We start from the raw sequence: 18,027 nt of genomic DNA on the forward strand, positions 1-18,027 counted from the left end.
TATGATTTTGCAGACAGCTAGACGACAAAGGGAGGGAAATAATCCTAATTAAGCTATTTTTTCTTTTACACAGATATTGGTAAAAACATCATTTTTCTCTTTTCTGCTCCCGGAAAATAATTGCAATCAGCGCTATTTTTTTGCAGCTTGTTGATATCCCTCAAATTCGTACTGGCGTGAAGTGGTTTTATTGACGTCTCAATTTGCCTGATGACTGTTTCAGGGACATGACAAGGACAGCTCGGGTGCGTAATTGTCGCATTAGCTGGCACTTTTTGCTGAGCACAGGCAACGCTGGCAAGCATAGTGTTGCCGTAAACAAGTGTCGGAATTGAATGACGTCTTCTTTTAAATTGCTCATCATTCGTACGATGCGCTTGATATCTGCTTTACATAAGGCTCTCTCAGAAAAAAACAATGTCTTCCTGAGCTTTATTTCTGATCGCCTCCGTCAGTCTCTGTTGCCGTGCTGATGGTAATGAGTACCGCGTTGCAGACTCTCGCCTGGCGTTCACCAGCGCAATTTTTTCCAGGCTGCTTGTTGAGATGGTGTCAAAAAAGTCCATGCGAGAAAACGGCTTTGTTTATTGCCCTGGCTCATGGCAATTTCTTTGATTTCCAGCGCTTTGACGCGTTTCAGTGCTGCTTTGAGTGCGGGCAAATTATCTGATTTTGATACCAGCGTGCTGAACCAGAAGCATCGTCCCGGTATGCTGGCGCTTTCAGTGATCATGCGTTCGATAAAAGCAAGCTCACCGCCAGGGCACCACAGTTCAGCATCGCGACCACCGAAATTCAGCATGGGTTCAGCTGCACCTGCCAGCTTGTCTTTACCGAGCTTATTCCATTTACGTTGCGAGCCAGCCTGCGCTTCCGCAATCGAAGTGTGAAAGGGCGGATTACACATACTGAGATCAAACCAGTCATCATCGCCGACGATGCTGTTAAAAATGGCGTTCGCCGAAGGTTGTAGACGGAGACTAATCTTGTCAGCAAGCGCGGGGTTCGCGTCGAGTATACGTTGTACATTGGCCAGCGATTTTGCATTAATATCAGTCGCGGTAAATTGCCAGCCGTATTCACTGGTGCCGATCAAGGGGTAAATGCCATTGGCTCCCGTGCCGATATCGAGCACGCTCAGCAAATTTTTTTTCGGGCGAATACCTTTATTTGTCGATGTCAGTAAGTCCGCCAGATGGTGCAGGTAATCAGCCCGTCCCGGAACCGGCGGACAAAGCTGCTGTTCCGGAATATCCCACTCAAGTATCCCGTATTCACTTTTCAGTAAAGCACGGTTCAGCGCTTTCACCGCTGCCGGGTCAGCAAAATCGATACTGGATTCACCGTACTCATTGCGCATCACAAACACCGCCAATGCACTGTCCACCGCCACTAGTCTGGCGAAATCATAGCGCCCTTGATGGTGATTGCGCGGATGGAGTTTGCTGGGCTTTTGTATAGCGGAGCTGGGATGCGGGCGTGGCATGCGTTGATGAACCGGTCTGGTAGAGAAGGCATTGTTGCATAAACTGCGGCGAAATTACGACAGTGGTATTTTTTTGAAAAAATTACCACGGTCATTTGCAATTCTTGAATCTATACTTCGCATGTTTTTTCAATAACGAGATAAAGACATCATGAAAAATATTCCTGCTATTGCATCCATCATTATTGTGCTTCTGCTGTTACTGGTTTTGAATCCCTTTGCCACGATACAAGCCGGACATCGCGGCGTGTTAACGACGTTTGGTAAGCCGTCTGATGAGGTGTACAGCGAAGGTATTCATTTTATCTGGCCGATTGCGCAGCGCTTGCATAAAGTGTCAGTCGCGATACAAAAAGGTGAGGGCGATGGTGACGCCGCCTCGAAAGATCTGCAAACCGTACATACAAAAATTGCGATCAATTACCACGTCAGGCCAGATGCCGTCGTCTCTGTGTTCCGTGATCTCGGCAATGAGCCAGGCGAGCGCATCATTATTCCTAGTGTGCAGGAGGCAGTGAAGGCAGTGACTGCACGATTCACTGCTGAAGAGCTGATTTCCCGGCGCTCGCAAGTCCGCGATGAAATTATCGTGGCACTCAAAGAACGCATGGCCAGACACGGTCTGGTGGTGGATGAATTTTCCATCGTCAACTTCAATTTCAGCCGCACATTCAATGAAGCGATTGAAGCGAAAACGACCGCAGATCAGTTAAAGATGAAAGCAGAACGTGATTTGCAACGTATCGAAGTCGAAGCGAAACAAAAAGTGTCGCGTGCGCGTGCTGAAGCGGAAGCGCTGGCTTTACAACGCCAGCAAGTGACACCGGAGTTGCTACGTCTGCGTGAGACCGAAAATCAGGCGAAAGCGATAGAGAAATGGGATGGTCGTCTGCCGACGACAACTGGCGGCGCGATTCCGTTTTTGAATATCAACAGTAACGGCAACAATAAGTAAGCAAAAAAAAGCCGTTGTCTGGCAAACGTGTCAGACAACGGCGTTCATGCATCATACTGTCGTGAATACAGGTGCCGCAGAACCGGCACCTGATTTTCTGGTAAATATTATTGCGAGTTGTTACGAGATGCTGACCGCACTGGTGCCGCTGTTGACGGTGGCAGTGGTAATGCGGGCGATCACATCTGTTGGCGCTGTCATCGTACCGTTATTGACCAGCTTATTCACTTGCTTGAACTGAGCGACCAGTTTGCCCGGCGTCAATGTCACCACCGTATATCCCTGTGCATCGGAATTGATGTACTTCATCCACTGATTATTTCCGAGCGCTGCCAGTTGCTGTGCCAGACCCAGCAGGCTGGTATTGAAGTCGCTATTCGTTTTCAACCCCGCCAGAATGGCTTGTACTGTGCCCGTCAGCGTTGCGCCTTCAGGTACGCCTTTGGCTGTCAGCGCGCCTGTCAGTTGTACGCGGATTTGTTCCAGCAGACCATCGACCGTCGGTGCTGCTTTGCCCATGGTGTAATCGAGCATATTGACGTTGATGGTGATCGTGCCGATATTCGGCACAGGAATACTCAGCGGGTAAAAGATGATCGTTGCCAGACCGGTAGAACCTGCACCATCTTTCATATAAGTGAAAAACGAGTCGGAACTGATACCGGCGCTGACCAGATCCACCATCGCAGGTGTGCCACCACCAGCCGCATCGAAATCATCGTTGACGGTACCGGCAAAGAAGCCGTGTATATCACCGGTCACCGAGACGACGTTACTGATTTTATTCGTCAGCAAATGTTGCATCAGTGCTTTACGTTCGCTGTTATAACCATCCCACTGATCGCAGTTCAGCAAGAACTTAGTGAAGAATGATGACAGCGCCGCTTGCTGACCTGAGGCGATCACGAAGCTGGAATTTTGCTTGTTGGTCTGTACATCCGGTTTGATGTAACCAAAGGCGATGGTTTGCGCAGCGGCACCTATCTGCGTCGCTGTTCCCGCTGCTGCGGCAGCTTTCGCGGCGTTGAACGTTGCTACGGCGATACCTGCCTGTGCTGCGGTTAAGCCAGCGCTTGTTGCGGCAGTGGCAAGATTGCCGCCAGTCGCAGCAGCCGTGGCGATGGCTGCTGCGCCAGCACTGGCAATAGCTTGCGAGGCACCGGCAGTCATTGCTGCCACCAGCGTTGCTGCGACCAGCACATTGCCGCCGAGTGCAGGATTACTCAGTGCGGTGGTGATATTTGTTGCCAGTGTGGAGATGGAATTGAGCGCAAGTAATGTCGCAATCGCATCCGTACCATTAAGACCCATGCGCATCAGGCAGACTTCGTTACCCCAGATTTTCCAGGTATTGGTCGATGTCTGCATTTTATTTTTCCACCAGTCGCGCTGGGTTTTACCCAGCATACTGACATCCGACAATGGATCGCCGGTCATGGCAGTGGCTGCAGTGATTTTTTGTGCTTCCACCAGATTGAATACATCTTGCGGCACCACATAACGCGTTCCCATGCTGCTGTTCAGCGCTTTACCTGTTGCAGGGTTGAACAGGCTTTCCGGCACGACGTGATCTGAACGATACAAGCGTTCATCGGTCATGACCAGTTGCATCAGCTTACCGAACTGGAAGTCACGATAAATCTGGATATTCTGGAAGCCGGTATTTGCTGCATCCAGGCTGACGTCCGCAGGCATAAATTCAAACCATGCCTGATTCGCTGTGCGGCGGCGGCTGGTCTGGTGAATATTATTGCCGCTTGAATCGAGGCTGTTGTTTTCATAGGTGACGGCGTCTTTCCAGGCGTCATCAGAAAATTCATGATCGTCCCAGATCGCGATATACGCGAAACGTTCGTGTATTGCTTGCTGACGCGGGTCGCTGCGATACATTTTGTAGAGGTAACGGTAATCGGCAAGCGTGGTCGCATATTTAGCTTTACCGGTAGTGCCGTCGGCATTCAGCAATGCAGTGCCATCAGGCAATTGCAATGCGGTGTGGCGCGCTTCAGCATTACCTGTCTGGAATGCTGCACCAACGGTTTCGTAAATATAGTCGCCGAGGTGAATGATGAAATCGAGATTTTCATTTTTAGCGATGTAGTCCATCGCACCCCAGTGATTGACACTCCAGTCCTGGCAAGTCAGATAGGCGAACTGTAATTGTGCGACATCTGCGTTGCTTGCTGGCGCTGTTTTGAAACGTCCGACATTCGAGCGCACATCACCGGCGACGAACTGATAGAAATAAGTCTGACCAGCCTGCAAGCCAGTCACTTTATTGCGAACTGTGTTATCGAAGCTGGCGAGTACAGACAAACGTGTATCGACGACGGTCGTGCCAGTCAGTGCGGCATTGCTGCCGAGCAGAGCCGTGTTATCTGTTGCGGTTACGATCAGGCGTATTGCGACATCGTTGCCAGTTGGCGCTACCGCTGCGACTCCCAGCGATGCCGGAGTCACACGTGTCCACAGGATAACGCTGTCAGGACGAGGGTCACCGGAAGCGACACTTTGCGGGAATTTCCAGCTTGCGCCCGTGGCCAGCGGTAATTCAGATTGGTCGCTGGCGACGCTGCTGCTACCGCCGCAGGCACTCAGACTGCCAGTGGCTACTGATACTGATAAAAAGCCGCTGTATTTCAAAAACTGTCGTCTATCCAATTTCATCTCCCTGGAGTTGGCGGTTGAGCAGACTGCTGTTGACGTATCGCATGGGCATACAGGAGCCGGATGTCATGCGTTGATGCGACAGACGATTCTGCATCAGACCATATTGCTGGCGTACGCAAAAAGCAGTACGCAACAACAAGCTAAAAACCAGAAAGACTAGGGGGTGGATATGTCATCGTGATGACATTGATACTAGGGTGTTTACTCTATTCGTCAGCCGAAATATCTGTGCTTCCGATGCTCCGGGAAAAGAAAAAAGAGATGGTCGGCGGTATTTGTTGCGTTTGTAGAACCGCTGCCATCTCTTAGAATTTTGCGCTGAAGCAGATTGCTAGACAGTCAGTTTCGTTACTGTGAACTCAGTTACTGTAAAAACAGCGGCCGCAGACATGGTGATAACGTTCGTTACCGCCGATATCAATTTGTTCGCCGCTGCGGGTGCGCTTGCCTTGTTCGTCCACGCGGATATTCATTGTCGCTTTCTTACCGCAGCTGCAGATGTTTTTGAGTTCTTCTATCGTGTCAGAGAGCGCCAGTAAATACGTGGAGCCGGTAAATGGTTCACCCAGAAAATCGCTGCGCAAGCCGTAACAAATAACAGGCACACCGCGCACATGCGCGAGCTGATGCAATTGCTTTACCTGATCGGCAGATAAAAACTGTGCCTCATCGACCAAGACGCAACTGACTTGCGGCGCTTCTTTAAAAAAATCGAAACCGGCATCAAACACGGCGGCTTCACGTTGCGGGCCGAGGCGCGAAGTAACTTTGCCCTGCCCGTAGCGATGGTCGATCGCGGCCGTGTACAGACAGACTTGCTGACCCTGTTCTTCGTAATTGTGCGCGACTTGCAAAAGGGCGGTCGATTTTCCTGCATTCATGGCGGAATATCTGAAATAAAGCTTTGCCACGGTGTTCCTTAAAAATGAGGTCGAGGTAAATAGTGACGGTCTGGGGTGATTTCAAGAGCGTCGAAACCGCTATTGTAGAGAATCATCACACCCCCGGTCACGAAAAAAATGAATGCAAATTTTTCTCTTGAAAAGCTTTTGGCACACCCTATCTTTGACTCAGCAGATGCTCACCTGAGGTCTGCGGAAATTATTTATATCGCTTCAATTTAAAAGGATATCACCATGCGTAATTTTGACTTTGCTCCGTTGTATCGTTCTGCAATTGGCTTTGACCGTCTTGCACAATTGTTTGATGACGCGCAGCGTAATGATGCAACACCAAGCTACCCGCCATACAACATCGAACTGATTGCGGAAGATAAATATGCGATCACGATGGCCGTTGCCGGATTTGATCGCAGCGAACTGGATATTGAAAGCGAACGCGATACATTGAAAATCGTCGGTCGCAAGCAAAAAGACGAAACACAGAAAAACTATCTGCATCGCGGCATCGCCTCACGCGATTTTGAACACCGTTTCCGCCTTGCCGATCACGTGAAAGTGGTCAGCGCGCGTCTGGACAATGGTTTGCTGAGCATAGAGCTGGTGCGTGAAGTGCCGGAAGCCTATAAACCACGACGCATCCTGATTGATGGCGACAACCTGCAACTGGTGCAGTCACAAGCAGCATAAGCACCCAAGCACCCAAGCACCACGTTTGTTCTGATACGCAAACAAAAAAAGCATGGAATTTTTCCATGCTTTTTTTATGTCGCTTGATTATTTTTATTTGCGGATGATATTGCTCAGATTCACTTCGCGGATATCTTTTGTGCCAGTCAGTGCCATGCTGACGTCCAGTTCTTTTTGTAAAATTTCCAGCATCGTGGTGACGCCTTTTTCACCCATCGCCCCCAGACCATACAGAAACGCGCGGCCTATCATGCTGCCTTTAGCGCCGAGTGCTGTCGCTTTCAGAATATCCTGACCAGTGCGGACACCGCCATCGAACCAGACTTCGGTCTGATGACCGACGGCATCCACAATCGCCGGTAAGGCTTCAATCGACGACATCGCGCCGTCAAGCTGGCGACCTCCATGATTGCTGACCACAATCGCATCGGCACCGGCGACGACGGCGAGTTTGGCATCTTCGACATCCAGTATGCCTTTCAGGATCAGCTTGCCGCCCCATTCTTTTTTGATCCAGGCCACATCGTCCCAGTTCAGCGTAGGATCGAACTGGCTGGCAGTCCATTGGCTCAGGGTCAGTATGCCGTCGCCACCTTTGACGTGGCCGACCAGATTGCCGAAGGTTTTACGTCCAGCCAGTGCGCGCAGCGCCCATGATGGTTTAGTCGCCAGATCAAGAATATTCGCGAGCGTCAGTTTCGGCGGTACCGACATGCCGTTTTTTAAATCCTTGTGACGTTGCCCGAGAATTTGCAGATCCAGCGTCAATACCAGTGCTGAGCATTTGCAGGCTTTGGCGCGCTGTATCATTTCTTTGACGAAGCCACGGTCGCGCATCACATACAGCTGAAACCAGAACGGCTTGGTAGTCACGCTGGCAACATCTTCAATCGAGCAGATACTCATGGTGGACAGCGTGAACGGAATGCCGAATTTTTCTGCGGCAATCGCGCCCAACATTTCGCCGTTCGCCCACTGCATACCGGTCAGGCCGGTCGGTGCAATGGCGACCGGCATCGTGACATCCTGACCTATCATCGTGGTGCGGGTATTGCGCTGATCCACATTAATAGCGACACGTTGGCGCAACTTGATTGCGGCCAGATCGCTGCTATTTGCTTTATACGTGCTTTCCGTGTACGAACCGCTGTCCGCGTAGTCATAGAATGCTTTCGGTACACGCTTTTTGGCGAGTAAGCGTAAATCTTCTACACAGGTAATAACGGGCATGCTGATTCTCCGGTGGACTAATGAATAGGCAAAAGTGTAGGGGATAACGGTGATTTGATGGGGGAAAACGTTTCAGTTTTGCGGTGAAGTATTTTCAACTGAGCGTTTCTGTTTCGACAAAACGTTCGCAAATAAACTGCCGTAGCCATTGATTACCGGCATCCTGGTGATAGCGGCGGTGCCAGAACAAATTCGTTTGCAGCGCTGGCAAACGCAGCGGTGGCTTGACATACGTCAAACCAAAAGGCGCTGCCGCCCGCTCCGCCAGCTTACGCGGCACGGTGACCAGTAAATCATTACTGCTGACGATATACGGAACAGCAACGAAATGCGGCACTTTAAAGTGGGCGTGGGGATGGATGCCCGCTTTTTCCAGACGTTGATTGATACTGATATACGGTTCCTCTTGCGAAGCGACTATCAGATGGCGTGCGGCAACAAATTCCTTCAGTTCCAGCGGCTTGCCCGCCAACGGATGTGTCTGCCGCAACATGCAGACATAATTTTGCCGGAATAAACGACGTTGATACCAGGCATCGGATAAATCATCAAACGCACCAATCGCCAGATCGACACGGCCAGATTCCATTTCTGTTTTCAGATCGATGCTGCCAGCGCGTACCGTCGATATTTTTATCTGCGGTGCTTGCCGCAGCAATTCCTCCACCAGCAAAGGCATGAAATAGACTTCCCCGACATCCGTCATGGCGATGGTGAAGTGGCGTTTCGAGCTTGCCGCATCAAAGCTGTCTTCGCTGTTCAAGGCCTGCGTGATATGACTGAGTGCGAGTGCAACGGAATCCGCCAGTTGTTCGGCGCGTGGGGTTGGTTGCATGCCGTTAGCGGTGCGTACAAACAGTTCATCATCAAAGCTGCGCCGCAGTCGCGCCAGCGCATTGCTGACTGCCGGTTGCGACAGACCAAGCTGACGCGCCACCAGCGAAATTTGTCTGCTTTCAAAAATATGCTGAAACACCACCAGCAGATTCAGGTCGATATCTTTGGCTTCTATCATGCGTGTCTCTGATTATTGATTTGATGAATGATCTGTATTTATGTATTTATATCGTAAAAAACACCTGGCTGCAGTAGAGTTCCAGAAATTCTCCTATTTCCTGACAGGATGGCGCTATGAACATGCAAGATATCCTTCGTTATCAGACCGGTTTTGTAAACGAATTTGCCAGTGAAACATTGGCTGGTGCGTTGCCGGAACACCAGAATTCTCCGCAACAATGTGCATATGGTTTGTATGCCGAACAGGTGTCCGGTACGGCGTTTACTGCACCACGCCATGCGAACCGGCGTTCATGGTTGTACCGCATACGTCCGGCGGCAATGCATCAGCCGTTTCAGCAAGTCAGCAATGGCAATATGACGAATGATTTCAGTCAGATGCCATCGACACCGAATCAACTACGCTGGGACCCGCAACCTATGCCGCAGACGCCGACCGATTTTATCGATGGCTGGCTGACGATGGCGGGCAATGGTTCTGCCGATGCACAAAGCGGTTGCGCGATTCATTTGTATGCGGCAAACCGCGACATGAGCACGCGTTTCTATTACAACGCCGATGCCGAATTGCTGATCATTCCGCAGCAAGGACGCCTGCATATACTTACTGAGCTGGGCCGCATGAATATTGAGCCGCAAGAGATCGCGGTGATTCCGCGCGGCATCCGTTTTCAGGTGCAATTGCCGGATGGCGAAGCGCGTGGCTATATTTGTGAAAATTTTGGCAGCATGTTCCGCTTGCCTGATCTTGGCGTGATCGGCTCGAATGGTCTTGCCAATCCGCGTGACTTTCAGACGCCCATCGCCTGGTATGAAGATAAGGAAGGCGATTTTGAATTGCTGGCCAAATTCAGTGGCAATCTGTGGTCGGCAAAAATCGGCCATTCACCACTCGATGTGGTCGCCTGGCATGGCAATTTCGCGCCATACAAATACGATTTGCGTCATTTCAACACCATAGGCTCTATCAGTTACGATCATCCTGATCCGTCAATTTTTCTGGTATTGCAATCGCCCAGCGATACGCCGGGTGTCGATACCATTGATTTCGTGATATTCCCGCCACGCTGGCTGGCGGCGGAAAACACTTTCCGCCCGCCCTGGTTCCATCGCAATATCGCGAGTGAATTTATGGGGCTGATTCATGGACAATACGATGCGAAATCGACCGGTTTCAGACCTGGAGGGGCAAGTCTGCACAATTGCATGAGTGGTCACGGGCCGGATGCGGCGACATTTGAAAAAGCCAGCAATATTGACACCAGCACACCGCACAAAGTCGCAGACACGATGGCGTTCATGATAGAGACGCGTAACATCATCAAACCGACCCGCGCCGCCATGACGTCGCCGCAATTGCAGGCCGATTATTATCAATGCTGGCAAGGCATCAGAAAAAATTTCAATCCTCAGCAAGTGTGAAAATAAGCGTGAAAACAAGTGTGAAAGACAGCATCACCATGACGATACAATTGAACGAAACCCACAATCCCGAGCTGCGCAGTTGGGTTGTATCGGCGAATCAGCCTGACAGCGATTTCCCTATACAAAATCTGCCTTTCGGCGTATTTCGTCGCCACGGCAGCCATCAGGCTTTCCGCATCGGTGTGGCGATCGGCGATCAGATTCTTGATCTGGCTGCAGCCCATGCGATACACGCATTTGCAGGCTATACCGAATTGCAGGGCGGGCACTTTACGGCAGCGGTCAATGCACAACATCTGAATGCGCTGATGGCACTCGGCGCGCCAGTCTGGTCGGCATTGCGTCTGGCTTTATCGCGCGTATTGCGGGCCGATGCGAAACATCTGGCCGCATTGCAAAACTGCCTGCTGCCGCAGAGCGCGGCTGAATATGCCTTACCTGCGCAGATCGGCGATTACACCGATTTCTACACCTCGCTGCACCATGCGACGGCGGTCGGCAAATTATTCCGTCCCGATAATCCGCTGCTGCCGAATTACAAATGGGTGCCGATCGGCTATCACGGCCGCGCTTCGTCGATAGGTGTGTCCGGCCAGCAATTTCGCCGCCCGGTGGCACAAACCAAACCGCCGACAGCAGAGACACCGGTATTCGGCCCGGCCAAGCGCATGGATTACGAACTCGAAATCGGCATTTTCATCGGTCAGGGCAATGCACTGGGCGATGTGATTAGCATGGATCAGGCCGAATCACATGTGTTTGGCTTGTGCCTGCTGAACGACTGGTCGGCACGCGATGTGCAGGCCTGGGAATACCAGCCGCTCGGCCCTTTCCTCGCAAAGAATTTTGCCTCGACAATTTCACCCTGGATCGTCACGCTGGAAGCGCTGGCGCCGTATCGTCAGGCGTGGCAGCGCGATGCGGCTGACCCGCAACCATTGCCATATCTGGATGCGCCGGATCTACGCGACAGCGGAGCGTTTGATATTCAGCTCGAAGTCTTGCTGCAAACCGAAAAAATGCGGGCTGACAGCATCGCGCCACAACGCTTGTCCACATCGAATTTCCGTGATTCTTATTGGACGGTCGCGCAACTCGTCACGCATCACACGGTCAATGGTTGCAACCTCAATCCCGGCGATCTGCTCGGTTCCGGCACCCAATCCGGCCCGGCGCCGGAAGAAGCCGGTTCCTTACTGGAACTGACCGAAGGCGGCAAAAAGCCGATTGCACTGAGCAATGGTGAACAAAGGCTGTTTCTGGAGGATGGCGATACCGTCATCCTGCGCGGCTGGACGCAAAAACAAGGCCTGCCGCGCATAGGTTTCGGCGAAGTCGCCGGTACTTTGTTGCCTGCCAGAAGCTGAGGTCTGGCGTTTGAAATGCGCATGATGACGCGGTAAAAAAAGGAAGCTCGCGGCTTCCTTTTTTTTATGCCGTATGATATTCAGCGCGAATTGAGTCTTGTTTGTTTAACCTTGTGATTCATTCTTCCTTCAGGAAATAGGAGCTATGCTGAAAATTGTCGGTAACACCATCATTCAGGAAAAACATAAAGCGACTTGCCATTGCGGTGCCGTGGAATTAGAGCTGGATCTACCCAATGGCATAGTCGATGCACGTCGCTGTGATTGTTCTATGTGCCGGCGACGTGGCGCTATCGTTGCTTCTGTTCCCTTATCTGGAATCAGGATAGTCAAAGGGATGGAATTTCTGAAGTTATATCAATTCAATACCTTCACCGCTAAACACTATTTTTGCGCAAACTGTGGGATTTACACGCACCATCAACGCCGCTCAAATCCTGAGCAATACGGTTATAACGTCGCTTGCCTGGAAGGCGTGAATCCATTTGATCTTCGTGATGTGGCGACCAATGACGGCGTCAATCATCCGGCAGATCGACAACGGGCTGCAACGGAAAAATGATTCCTTGTATGCGAATGAAATGAGTTGTACTCACCGGAACCCATCCACATGCCAAAAAAATCTTATCCCTTAGGCAAAGTCTATGGCTTGCTGGAACCGGGGCCGGTGGTGTTGCTGACGACGGCGGATGGCGGGCGCATGAATGTGATGACGATGTCGTGGCATGCGATGCTGGAATTCGAGCCGCCGCTGCTGAGCTGTGTTGTCAGCAACCGTAATTACTCTTTCGATTTGCTGATGGCGACGCGGGAATGTGTGATTAATATTCCGACGGCAGAGATTGCGGAGCAAGTCGTGCAATGCGGTAATGTCAGCGGTGCGACGGTCGATAAATTTCTGCAATGCGGGCTGACGCCGGTCGCCGCAAAAATGGTGGGTGCGCCGCTGATCGCTGAATGTTATGCGAGTCTGGAATGCCGGGTGGTGGACATCAGCAGGGTCAAAAAATACGGTCAGTTTGTGCTGGAAGTCGTCAAGGCGTGGCGTGATCCGGCTGTGGCGGCGCCGCGCACCTTGCATCATCTGGGTTACGGCAAATTCATGGTCGCTGGCGACATCATTCAGTTGAAATCAACCATGCGTTAATGGCTGCAGCCGCCATTTTTCAGCTATTTCCGGCCCCGGAAGCTGAAAATATACTGGGGGGAGTATATTTTAAAGCCCTTTGTTTATAAGGAGATAAAGGCGAAATCGCCATATACTCCCATGAAAACCTCAATTTCTGAGGTTTTTTCTGGCTTTTCAGGCTGATTGTTTCGACGCGCAGGTCGATTCAAATTGCTGCTGCAAGGCATCGAGAAATACTCTGGTGCGCGCCGGCATCAGACGGCGGCCGGGGAACACTGCCCACAGTTTGATATCCGGCGATTGCCAGTCGCCGAGGATGCGTATCAGTTCGCCCGATTTCACATAACATTCGGCAAAATTATCCGGCAGCATGATGATGCCATCGCCGTTGCGCGCGAGGCGCGTCAGGAGTTCCGGCGAATTGGCGCTGGCGCGTCCGGGTGGAATGCCTTCCCATTTTTCTTCATTGCGACTCAGTTTCCACGGCGTTGCTTCGCCATTGCGCGCCAACAGCAGCAAAGCATCATGCTCCATCAGCGCTTCCGGCTCACTGGGTAAGCCGTGCCGCGCGATGTAGGCGGGCGACGCGTACAAACCCACCGTGAACACCGCCAGCCGGCGCGCTGCGAGCGAGGCATCGTCCGGCAGATCGCCGGTGCGGATCGCGACATCGAAATTCTCACCGATCAGATCAACACGACGTGGTGATAAATCAATTTCAAACGCAATCGCCGGATGTGCGGCGATCAGCGCAGATAAGAACTGGCTCATTTCCTGATTCGCAAAATCGGCGGGCATTGAGACCCGCAGGCGTCCCGATGGTTCGGCCTGGCGATGCTGGGTCAGCGCCAGAGTGGCATCCACTTCTTCCTGTACATGCTGCGCGTGCTGCAAGACATGCTGCCCGAATTCGGTGACGCTGAGTTTGCGGGTCGTGCGCAGCAGCAGCCGTTCACCGAGTTGCGATTCGAGTGCCGTGATGCGGCGCGACAACGTCGATTTCGGTACCGCTAAACGGGCCGCCGCCTTGCTGAAACTGCCTTCAGCCACAATGCGGGCAAACAGTAAAAGATCATTCGCTTCCAGTTGCATCGTCGTTCTCTTTTCGCCTGATTTTTTGTGGGAGTTTGGGGAAACTGACTGATAAACAAGTCATTGTTCCATATTTGGGATAATGATATCCAATTTATGGTCTTCTGGAATATGATTGGAACATATAAAGTACGTTCATGGTCATCTGATCCTTAACCACTTTATCGAAGGCAAGAAAATGAAACTCTTACAAATCAATTCCAGCGTCCGTTCCGAAGGTTCCCATTCCAACCGTTTGTCTAAAGTGCTGGTCGAGCGTTTGCTGACAGCAAATCCGGGCGCAGCGCTGACGGTGCGTGATCTGGGACACACGCCACATCCGGCACTCGACGAAGCGGCCTTGCAAGCCTTGTTCACACCAGCCGATCAGCGCAATGCGACGCAGCAGGCGCGTGTGGCACAAGATGATGCGCTGATCGCAGAAATTCAGGCAGCAGACGTGGTCGTGCTCGGCGCACCGATGTATAACTTCGGTATTTCTTCCCAGCTGAAAAACTGGATCGACGCGATTTCCCGTGCTCAGGTCACTTTCCGTTATACCGCGAATGGCCCTGAAGGTTTGCTGACTGGTAAAAAAGTGTATGTTGTGCTGACCCGCGGTGGCTTATATCGCAACACAGGGAATGACACACAAATGCCTTACCTGAAAGCTTTCTTCGGCTTCCTCGGCATGACCGATGTGGAATTCATCTATGCCGAAGGTCTGGCGATGGGGCCGGACGCCGAAGCGGCAGCGATCGCTTCAGCGACACAACAAATTGAAGATGCACTGAAATCCTGATTGCCATCTGGCGCAATCAGTTACAAGGAGAATCAGGATGAGCACCGTACATACAGATCTGCAGACAGAAAACGTCAGCCAGTCGCGGGTGGTGGAACAACTGGTCGCCGGTCAGGCGACCTCCGATGGCGCTGGCGTCAAACTGACGCGGGTGCTGACTCAGCCGTTCCAGTATCGTCTTGATCCTTACCTGATGCTGGATGCGTTTGGCAGCGACGAGGCGGACGATTACATCGGTGGTTTTCCCGACCATCCGCATCGCGGCTTTGAAACCATCACTTACATGCTGACCGGTCGCATGCGTCATCGCGATAGTGCCGGGCACGAAGGTTTGCTGCAAAACGGCGGCGTGCAATGGATGACCGCAGGGCGCGGCGTGATTCACTCCGAATTGCCGGAGCAGGAAGAAGGCCGCATGGCTGGCTTCCAGTTGTGGCTGAATCTGCCTGCCAAAGACAAAATGATAGAGCCGTGGTATCGCGATATTCAGAGCGAGGAAATACCTGAGCTTCTTACTGCCGATGGCGTGAAAGCGCGTGTGATCGCCGGGCATAGTCATGGCGTTGCCGGTGCGATGCAGCGTGAAGTAACGCAGCCTTTGTATCTCGATATTCATTTGCCTGCCGGTACACAATTCCGCCAGCATCTGAGTGCGACCGCCAATGCGTTTTTATATGTGTACGAAGGCGAGCTGGAAGTCGCTGGCAAAGCAGTGCCGCAGCAAAGAATGGCGATTTTGAAAAAAGCAGCGGATACCGATGGTGTCATCATCAGCGCCGCCACGACTACCCGCGCTTTGTTAATTGCCGGTGAGCCGCTGGGTGAAACGATAGTCCAGTACGGGCCGTTTGTGATGAACAGTCAGCAAGAAATCTTCAAAGCGATCAGCGATTTCCGTGAAGGTAAATTTGCCTGAAACGGACGCAGCATAGAAAATAAAAAAGCGGGCATGAATGTATTTCATGCCCGCTTTTTTTGTCAGGGGAAAAGCCTTAATCGTCCTGATCCTGGCCCAGATGCAGTTGAATCACGCCGCTGGCTGGCGTGGCGCATGGCTCTTCGTCAAATGCGATATCGCCATCCGGATTTGCTTCGCCACTGATTTGCAGATCGGTGAAGTTGAACAGGTTTTTATCCATCAGATGGGAAGGCACAACGGTGGATAAAGACGAGAAAATATTATCGACGCGACCAGGATATTTTTTATCCCATTCACGCATCAGATTTTTGATTTGTTTGCGTTGCAGGTTTTCCTGCGAGCCGCACAGATCGCAAGGAATGATAGGGAAGTTTTTGACCTGCGCATAACGCTCGGTATCGGCTTCTTTGACATACGCCATCGGGCGGATGACGATGTGCTTGCCATCATCGGATTGCAATTTTGCTGGCATGCCTTTGATTTTTCCGCCGAAAAACATATTCAGGAAAAAGGTTTCGAGTATGTCGTCACGGTGATGGCCGAGTGCAATTTTATTCGCACCCAATTCATCGGCAACCCGGTACAGAATGCCACGGCGCAGGCGCGAACACAGCGAGCAGGTGGTTTTGCCTTCCGGGATCAGGCGCTTGACGATGCTGTAGGTATCCTGATTTTCGATGTGATATGGAATGCCGATTTTTTCCAGATAAGCAGGCAGCACATCGGCGGGAAAGTTGGGTTGTTTCTGATCGAGATTCACCGCGACGATATCGAAATGGATCGGTGCGCGTTCGCGTAGCGTCATCAGAATATCGAGCAAAGCATAACTGTCTTTGCCGCCCGACAGACAGACCATGACTTTGTCACCGTCTTCTATCATATTGAAATCGCCAATGGCCTGCCCGACCTGACGGCACAGACGTTTATGCAGCTTATTGTTTTCGTAGGTGATTTTTTCCTGCGATTTGGCAACGGCTGCAGGCGCATCAGCCTGTGCTGCTAAAGATTCATTGATTGCTTGCATGGTCTGACTTAAATTTCTGTTTTAATCTGAAATACTTCAACGCCGACGCCTTCACAATCGGGATACACATCCGGCTTCATGGTGGAAACACGCACTGCGCGCACCCGCGGATGTGCCAGCATGATGCGGGCAACGTCGTCGCACAGCGTTTCCTGCAAATGCACGTGCCCCTGCGCAACGCGAGCGGCGATCGTGCCGCGCATGAAATCGTAATCGACCACTTCATCAAGCTGATCGTCTTTCGGTGTCGACAGTGCCAGCGGAATATACAGATCGACATTGATCATGACGCGCTGTTCGCCTTTTTTCTCAAACTCGTGAACGCCGATATTGATCGACACTTCGTAATTCCGCAAAAACAAGCGGCGGCAGTCGGCGAGTTGTGGGTGGTGCAAAATGGATAGCATAAAGAGCCTGATAAAAGAGCCTGATAAAGTAAAAACGTTTTCTGATTCGGGTAGCCTGCGGCAAGCGCGTCGTCAGGCCTGCGTATCATTTTCTGTGATTCATCCGCAGTAATTCATTTGCTGTGATTCATGAGTATTGATTTGCAGTGGCAACAAACATCACATCGCGCTGCAAAGGAATTAAATGCTGCCCGCCATCGACCAATAAGGTCGTGCCTGTCATGGCCGGGCTGTCGGCAACAAAGCAGACTGTGCGCGCAATATCTTCCGGCGTGCTGGAACGACCCAGCGGCGTGACCTGATGCGCCTGCTGAAAATCGGCCTCGCTCTGATGGCCGGATACCATCGTGATTCCGGGCGCGATACCGACCACCCGCACTCGTGGCGCCAGCGCCTGTGCCAGCGTCGTGGTCGCGCATTGTAGTGCAGCTTTGGACAAGGTATACGATAAAAAATCGGGATTCAGATTAAATAATTTCTGATCGAGCAAATTAATCACGCAGGCTTGCTGGCCCGCAGCGGTGGCGGCATGCAACGCCTGCGCGAGGATCAGCGGTGCGCCCAGATTGGCGTGCATGTGGCGGTCGAGTGCCGCATAGGTAAAGCTGCTGGCGCTGTCTTCGGCAAACAGCGACGCATTATTCACCACGCAATGCACTGCGCCCATCGCGGATATGGCTTGCGGTAACAAAGCGTGCGTCGCGGTTTCATCAGCCAGGTCGCATTGCAAAGCGATTGCGCGTCGGCCCAGCGACTGAATTTCCTGCACCACGCTGGCGGCATCGGTGGCCGAGGTGCCGAAATGCACGACAATATCCCAGCCTTGTTGCGCCATCGTCAGGGCGATATGCCGCCCTATGCGTTTCGCGCCGCCGGTAACGAGGGCAACACGCGCCTCGGTGTTGCTGAGCTTGGTCTGGGTCATGGAAATTCTTT

At 51.9% G+C, this 18,027-nt stretch carries 18 protein-coding genes; 8 read left to right on the plus strand and 10 right to left on the minus strand.

Features of this window, described 5'->3' with window-relative positions; genetic code table 11:
* Positions 1-65: 65 nt before the first annotated feature.
* Both Undi14_RS02125 and rlmF read right to left on the minus strand, forming a co-directional pair.
* Positions 66-305: a hypothetical protein gene (locus tag Undi14_RS02125; protein ID WP_186883827.1), complete on the minus strand. Its 240-nt coding sequence runs from the start codon at positions 303-305 to the stop codon at positions 66-68.
* A gap of 206 nt (positions 306-511) precedes the next feature.
* Positions 512-1,486: a 23S rRNA (adenine(1618)-N(6))-methyltransferase RlmF gene (gene rlmF, locus Undi14_RS02130; RefSeq protein ID WP_200177756.1), complete on the minus strand. Its 975-nt coding sequence runs from the start codon at positions 1,484-1,486 to the stop codon at positions 512-514.
* A gap of 151 nt (positions 1,487-1,637) precedes the next feature.
* On the opposite strand from rlmF, the gene Undi14_RS02135 reads away from it, so the two are divergent.
* Positions 1,638-2,441 carry a prohibitin family protein gene (locus Undi14_RS02135; RefSeq protein WP_200177757.1) on the plus strand — a complete coding sequence of 268 codons (804 nt, stop codon included), beginning with the start codon at positions 1,638-1,640 and terminating at the stop codon, positions 2,439-2,441.
* Positions 2,442-2,561: 120 nt separating this feature from the next.
* Here Undi14_RS02135 and Undi14_RS02140 read toward each other — a convergent pair whose 3' ends face one another.
* Entirely contained in the window at positions 2,562-5,102 is a 2,541-nt protein-coding gene (locus Undi14_RS02140; RefSeq protein ID WP_234030365.1) for an alkaline phosphatase, read from the minus strand.
* Between the two features lie 368 nt (positions 5,103-5,470).
* Complete coding sequence (locus tag Undi14_RS02145; RefSeq protein WP_200177759.1) at positions 5,471-6,022, minus strand: thymidine kinase; 552 nt, start codon at positions 6,020-6,022, stop codon at positions 5,471-5,473.
* Positions 6,023-6,247: 225 nt separating this feature from the next.
* On the opposite strand from Undi14_RS02145, the gene Undi14_RS02150 reads away from it, so the two are divergent.
* Positions 6,248-6,700 (plus strand): Hsp20 family protein, encoded by a 453-nt coding sequence (locus Undi14_RS02150; RefSeq protein ID WP_186883822.1) that lies wholly within the window; start codon positions 6,248-6,250, stop codon positions 6,698-6,700.
* 93 nt (positions 6,701-6,793) lie between these two features.
* On the opposite strand, the gene Undi14_RS02155 is transcribed toward Undi14_RS02150, so the two are convergent.
* Positions 6,794-7,930 (minus strand): alpha-hydroxy acid oxidase, encoded by a 1,137-nt coding sequence (locus Undi14_RS02155; RefSeq protein ID WP_200177760.1) that lies wholly within the window; start codon positions 7,928-7,930, stop codon positions 6,794-6,796.
* A gap of 94 nt (positions 7,931-8,024) precedes the next feature.
* Positions 8,025-8,945, minus strand: coding sequence for a LysR family transcriptional regulator (locus Undi14_RS02160; protein ID WP_200177761.1), 921 nt, complete (start codon positions 8,943-8,945; stop codon positions 8,025-8,027).
* Between the two features lie 116 nt (positions 8,946-9,061).
* Between Undi14_RS02160 and hmgA the strand changes: the two genes are divergently transcribed.
* The 4 genes from hmgA to Undi14_RS02180 all read left to right on the plus strand — a co-directional run bounded on the left by hmgA (position 9,062) and on the right by Undi14_RS02180 (position 12,886).
* Positions 9,062-10,369 carry a homogentisate 1,2-dioxygenase gene (gene hmgA / locus Undi14_RS02165; RefSeq protein WP_200177762.1) on the plus strand — a complete coding sequence of 436 codons (1,308 nt, stop codon included), beginning with the start codon at positions 9,062-9,064 and terminating at the stop codon, positions 10,367-10,369.
* A gap of 38 nt (positions 10,370-10,407) precedes the next feature.
* Entirely contained in the window at positions 10,408-11,739 is a 1,332-nt protein-coding gene (fahA, locus tag Undi14_RS02170; RefSeq protein ID WP_200178186.1) for a fumarylacetoacetase, read from the plus strand.
* Positions 11,740-11,884: 145 nt separating this feature from the next.
* Positions 11,885-12,301 carry a GFA family protein gene (locus tag Undi14_RS02175; protein ID WP_200177763.1) on the plus strand — a complete coding sequence of 139 codons (417 nt, stop codon included), beginning with the start codon at positions 11,885-11,887 and terminating at the stop codon, positions 12,299-12,301.
* Between the two features lie 48 nt (positions 12,302-12,349).
* Positions 12,350-12,886: a flavin reductase family protein gene (locus Undi14_RS02180; protein WP_200177764.1), complete on the plus strand. Its 537-nt coding sequence runs from the start codon at positions 12,350-12,352 to the stop codon at positions 12,884-12,886.
* Between the two features lie 156 nt (positions 12,887-13,042).
* Here the strand turns inward: Undi14_RS02180 and Undi14_RS02185 are convergent, their stop codons facing one another.
* Entirely contained in the window at positions 13,043-13,960 is a 918-nt protein-coding gene (locus tag Undi14_RS02185; protein ID WP_186896228.1) for a LysR family transcriptional regulator, read from the minus strand.
* A 178-nt stretch (positions 13,961-14,138) separates the two neighbouring features.
* Here Undi14_RS02185 and Undi14_RS02190 point away from each other — a divergent pair, with 178 nt between their 5' ends.
* Positions 14,139-14,741, plus strand: a complete 603-nt coding sequence (locus Undi14_RS02190; RefSeq protein ID WP_200177765.1) for an FMN-dependent NADH-azoreductase — start codon at positions 14,139-14,141, stop codon at positions 14,739-14,741.
* Between the two features lie 37 nt (positions 14,742-14,778).
* Positions 14,779-15,657 (plus strand): pirin family protein, encoded by an 879-nt coding sequence (locus Undi14_RS02195; protein WP_200177766.1) that lies wholly within the window; start codon positions 14,779-14,781, stop codon positions 15,655-15,657.
* Between the two features lie 76 nt (positions 15,658-15,733).
* Here Undi14_RS02195 and ttcA read toward each other — a convergent pair whose 3' ends face one another.
* The 3 genes from ttcA to Undi14_RS02210 all read right to left on the minus strand — a co-directional run bounded on the left by ttcA (position 15,734) and on the right by Undi14_RS02210 (position 18,016).
* Positions 15,734-16,684 (minus strand): tRNA 2-thiocytidine(32) synthetase TtcA, encoded by a 951-nt coding sequence (gene ttcA, locus Undi14_RS02200; protein ID WP_200177767.1) that lies wholly within the window; start codon positions 16,682-16,684, stop codon positions 15,734-15,736.
* 8 nt (positions 16,685-16,692) lie between these two features.
* The gene (locus Undi14_RS02205) at positions 16,693-17,091 is read right to left on the minus strand and encodes a dihydroneopterin aldolase (protein WP_186896232.1); all 399 of its coding nucleotides are present in this window, start codon (positions 17,089-17,091) and stop codon (positions 16,693-16,695) included.
* A 127-nt stretch (positions 17,092-17,218) separates the two neighbouring features.
* Complete coding sequence (locus Undi14_RS02210; RefSeq protein WP_200177768.1) at positions 17,219-18,016, minus strand: SDR family oxidoreductase; 798 nt, start codon at positions 18,014-18,016, stop codon at positions 17,219-17,221.
* Positions 18,017-18,027: the final 11 nt, after the last annotated feature.

Source organism: Undibacterium sp. 14-3-2 (genome assembly GCF_016595265.1).
Classification (GTDB): Bacteria; Pseudomonadota; Gammaproteobacteria; order Burkholderiales; family Burkholderiaceae_D; genus Undibacterium; species Undibacterium aquatile.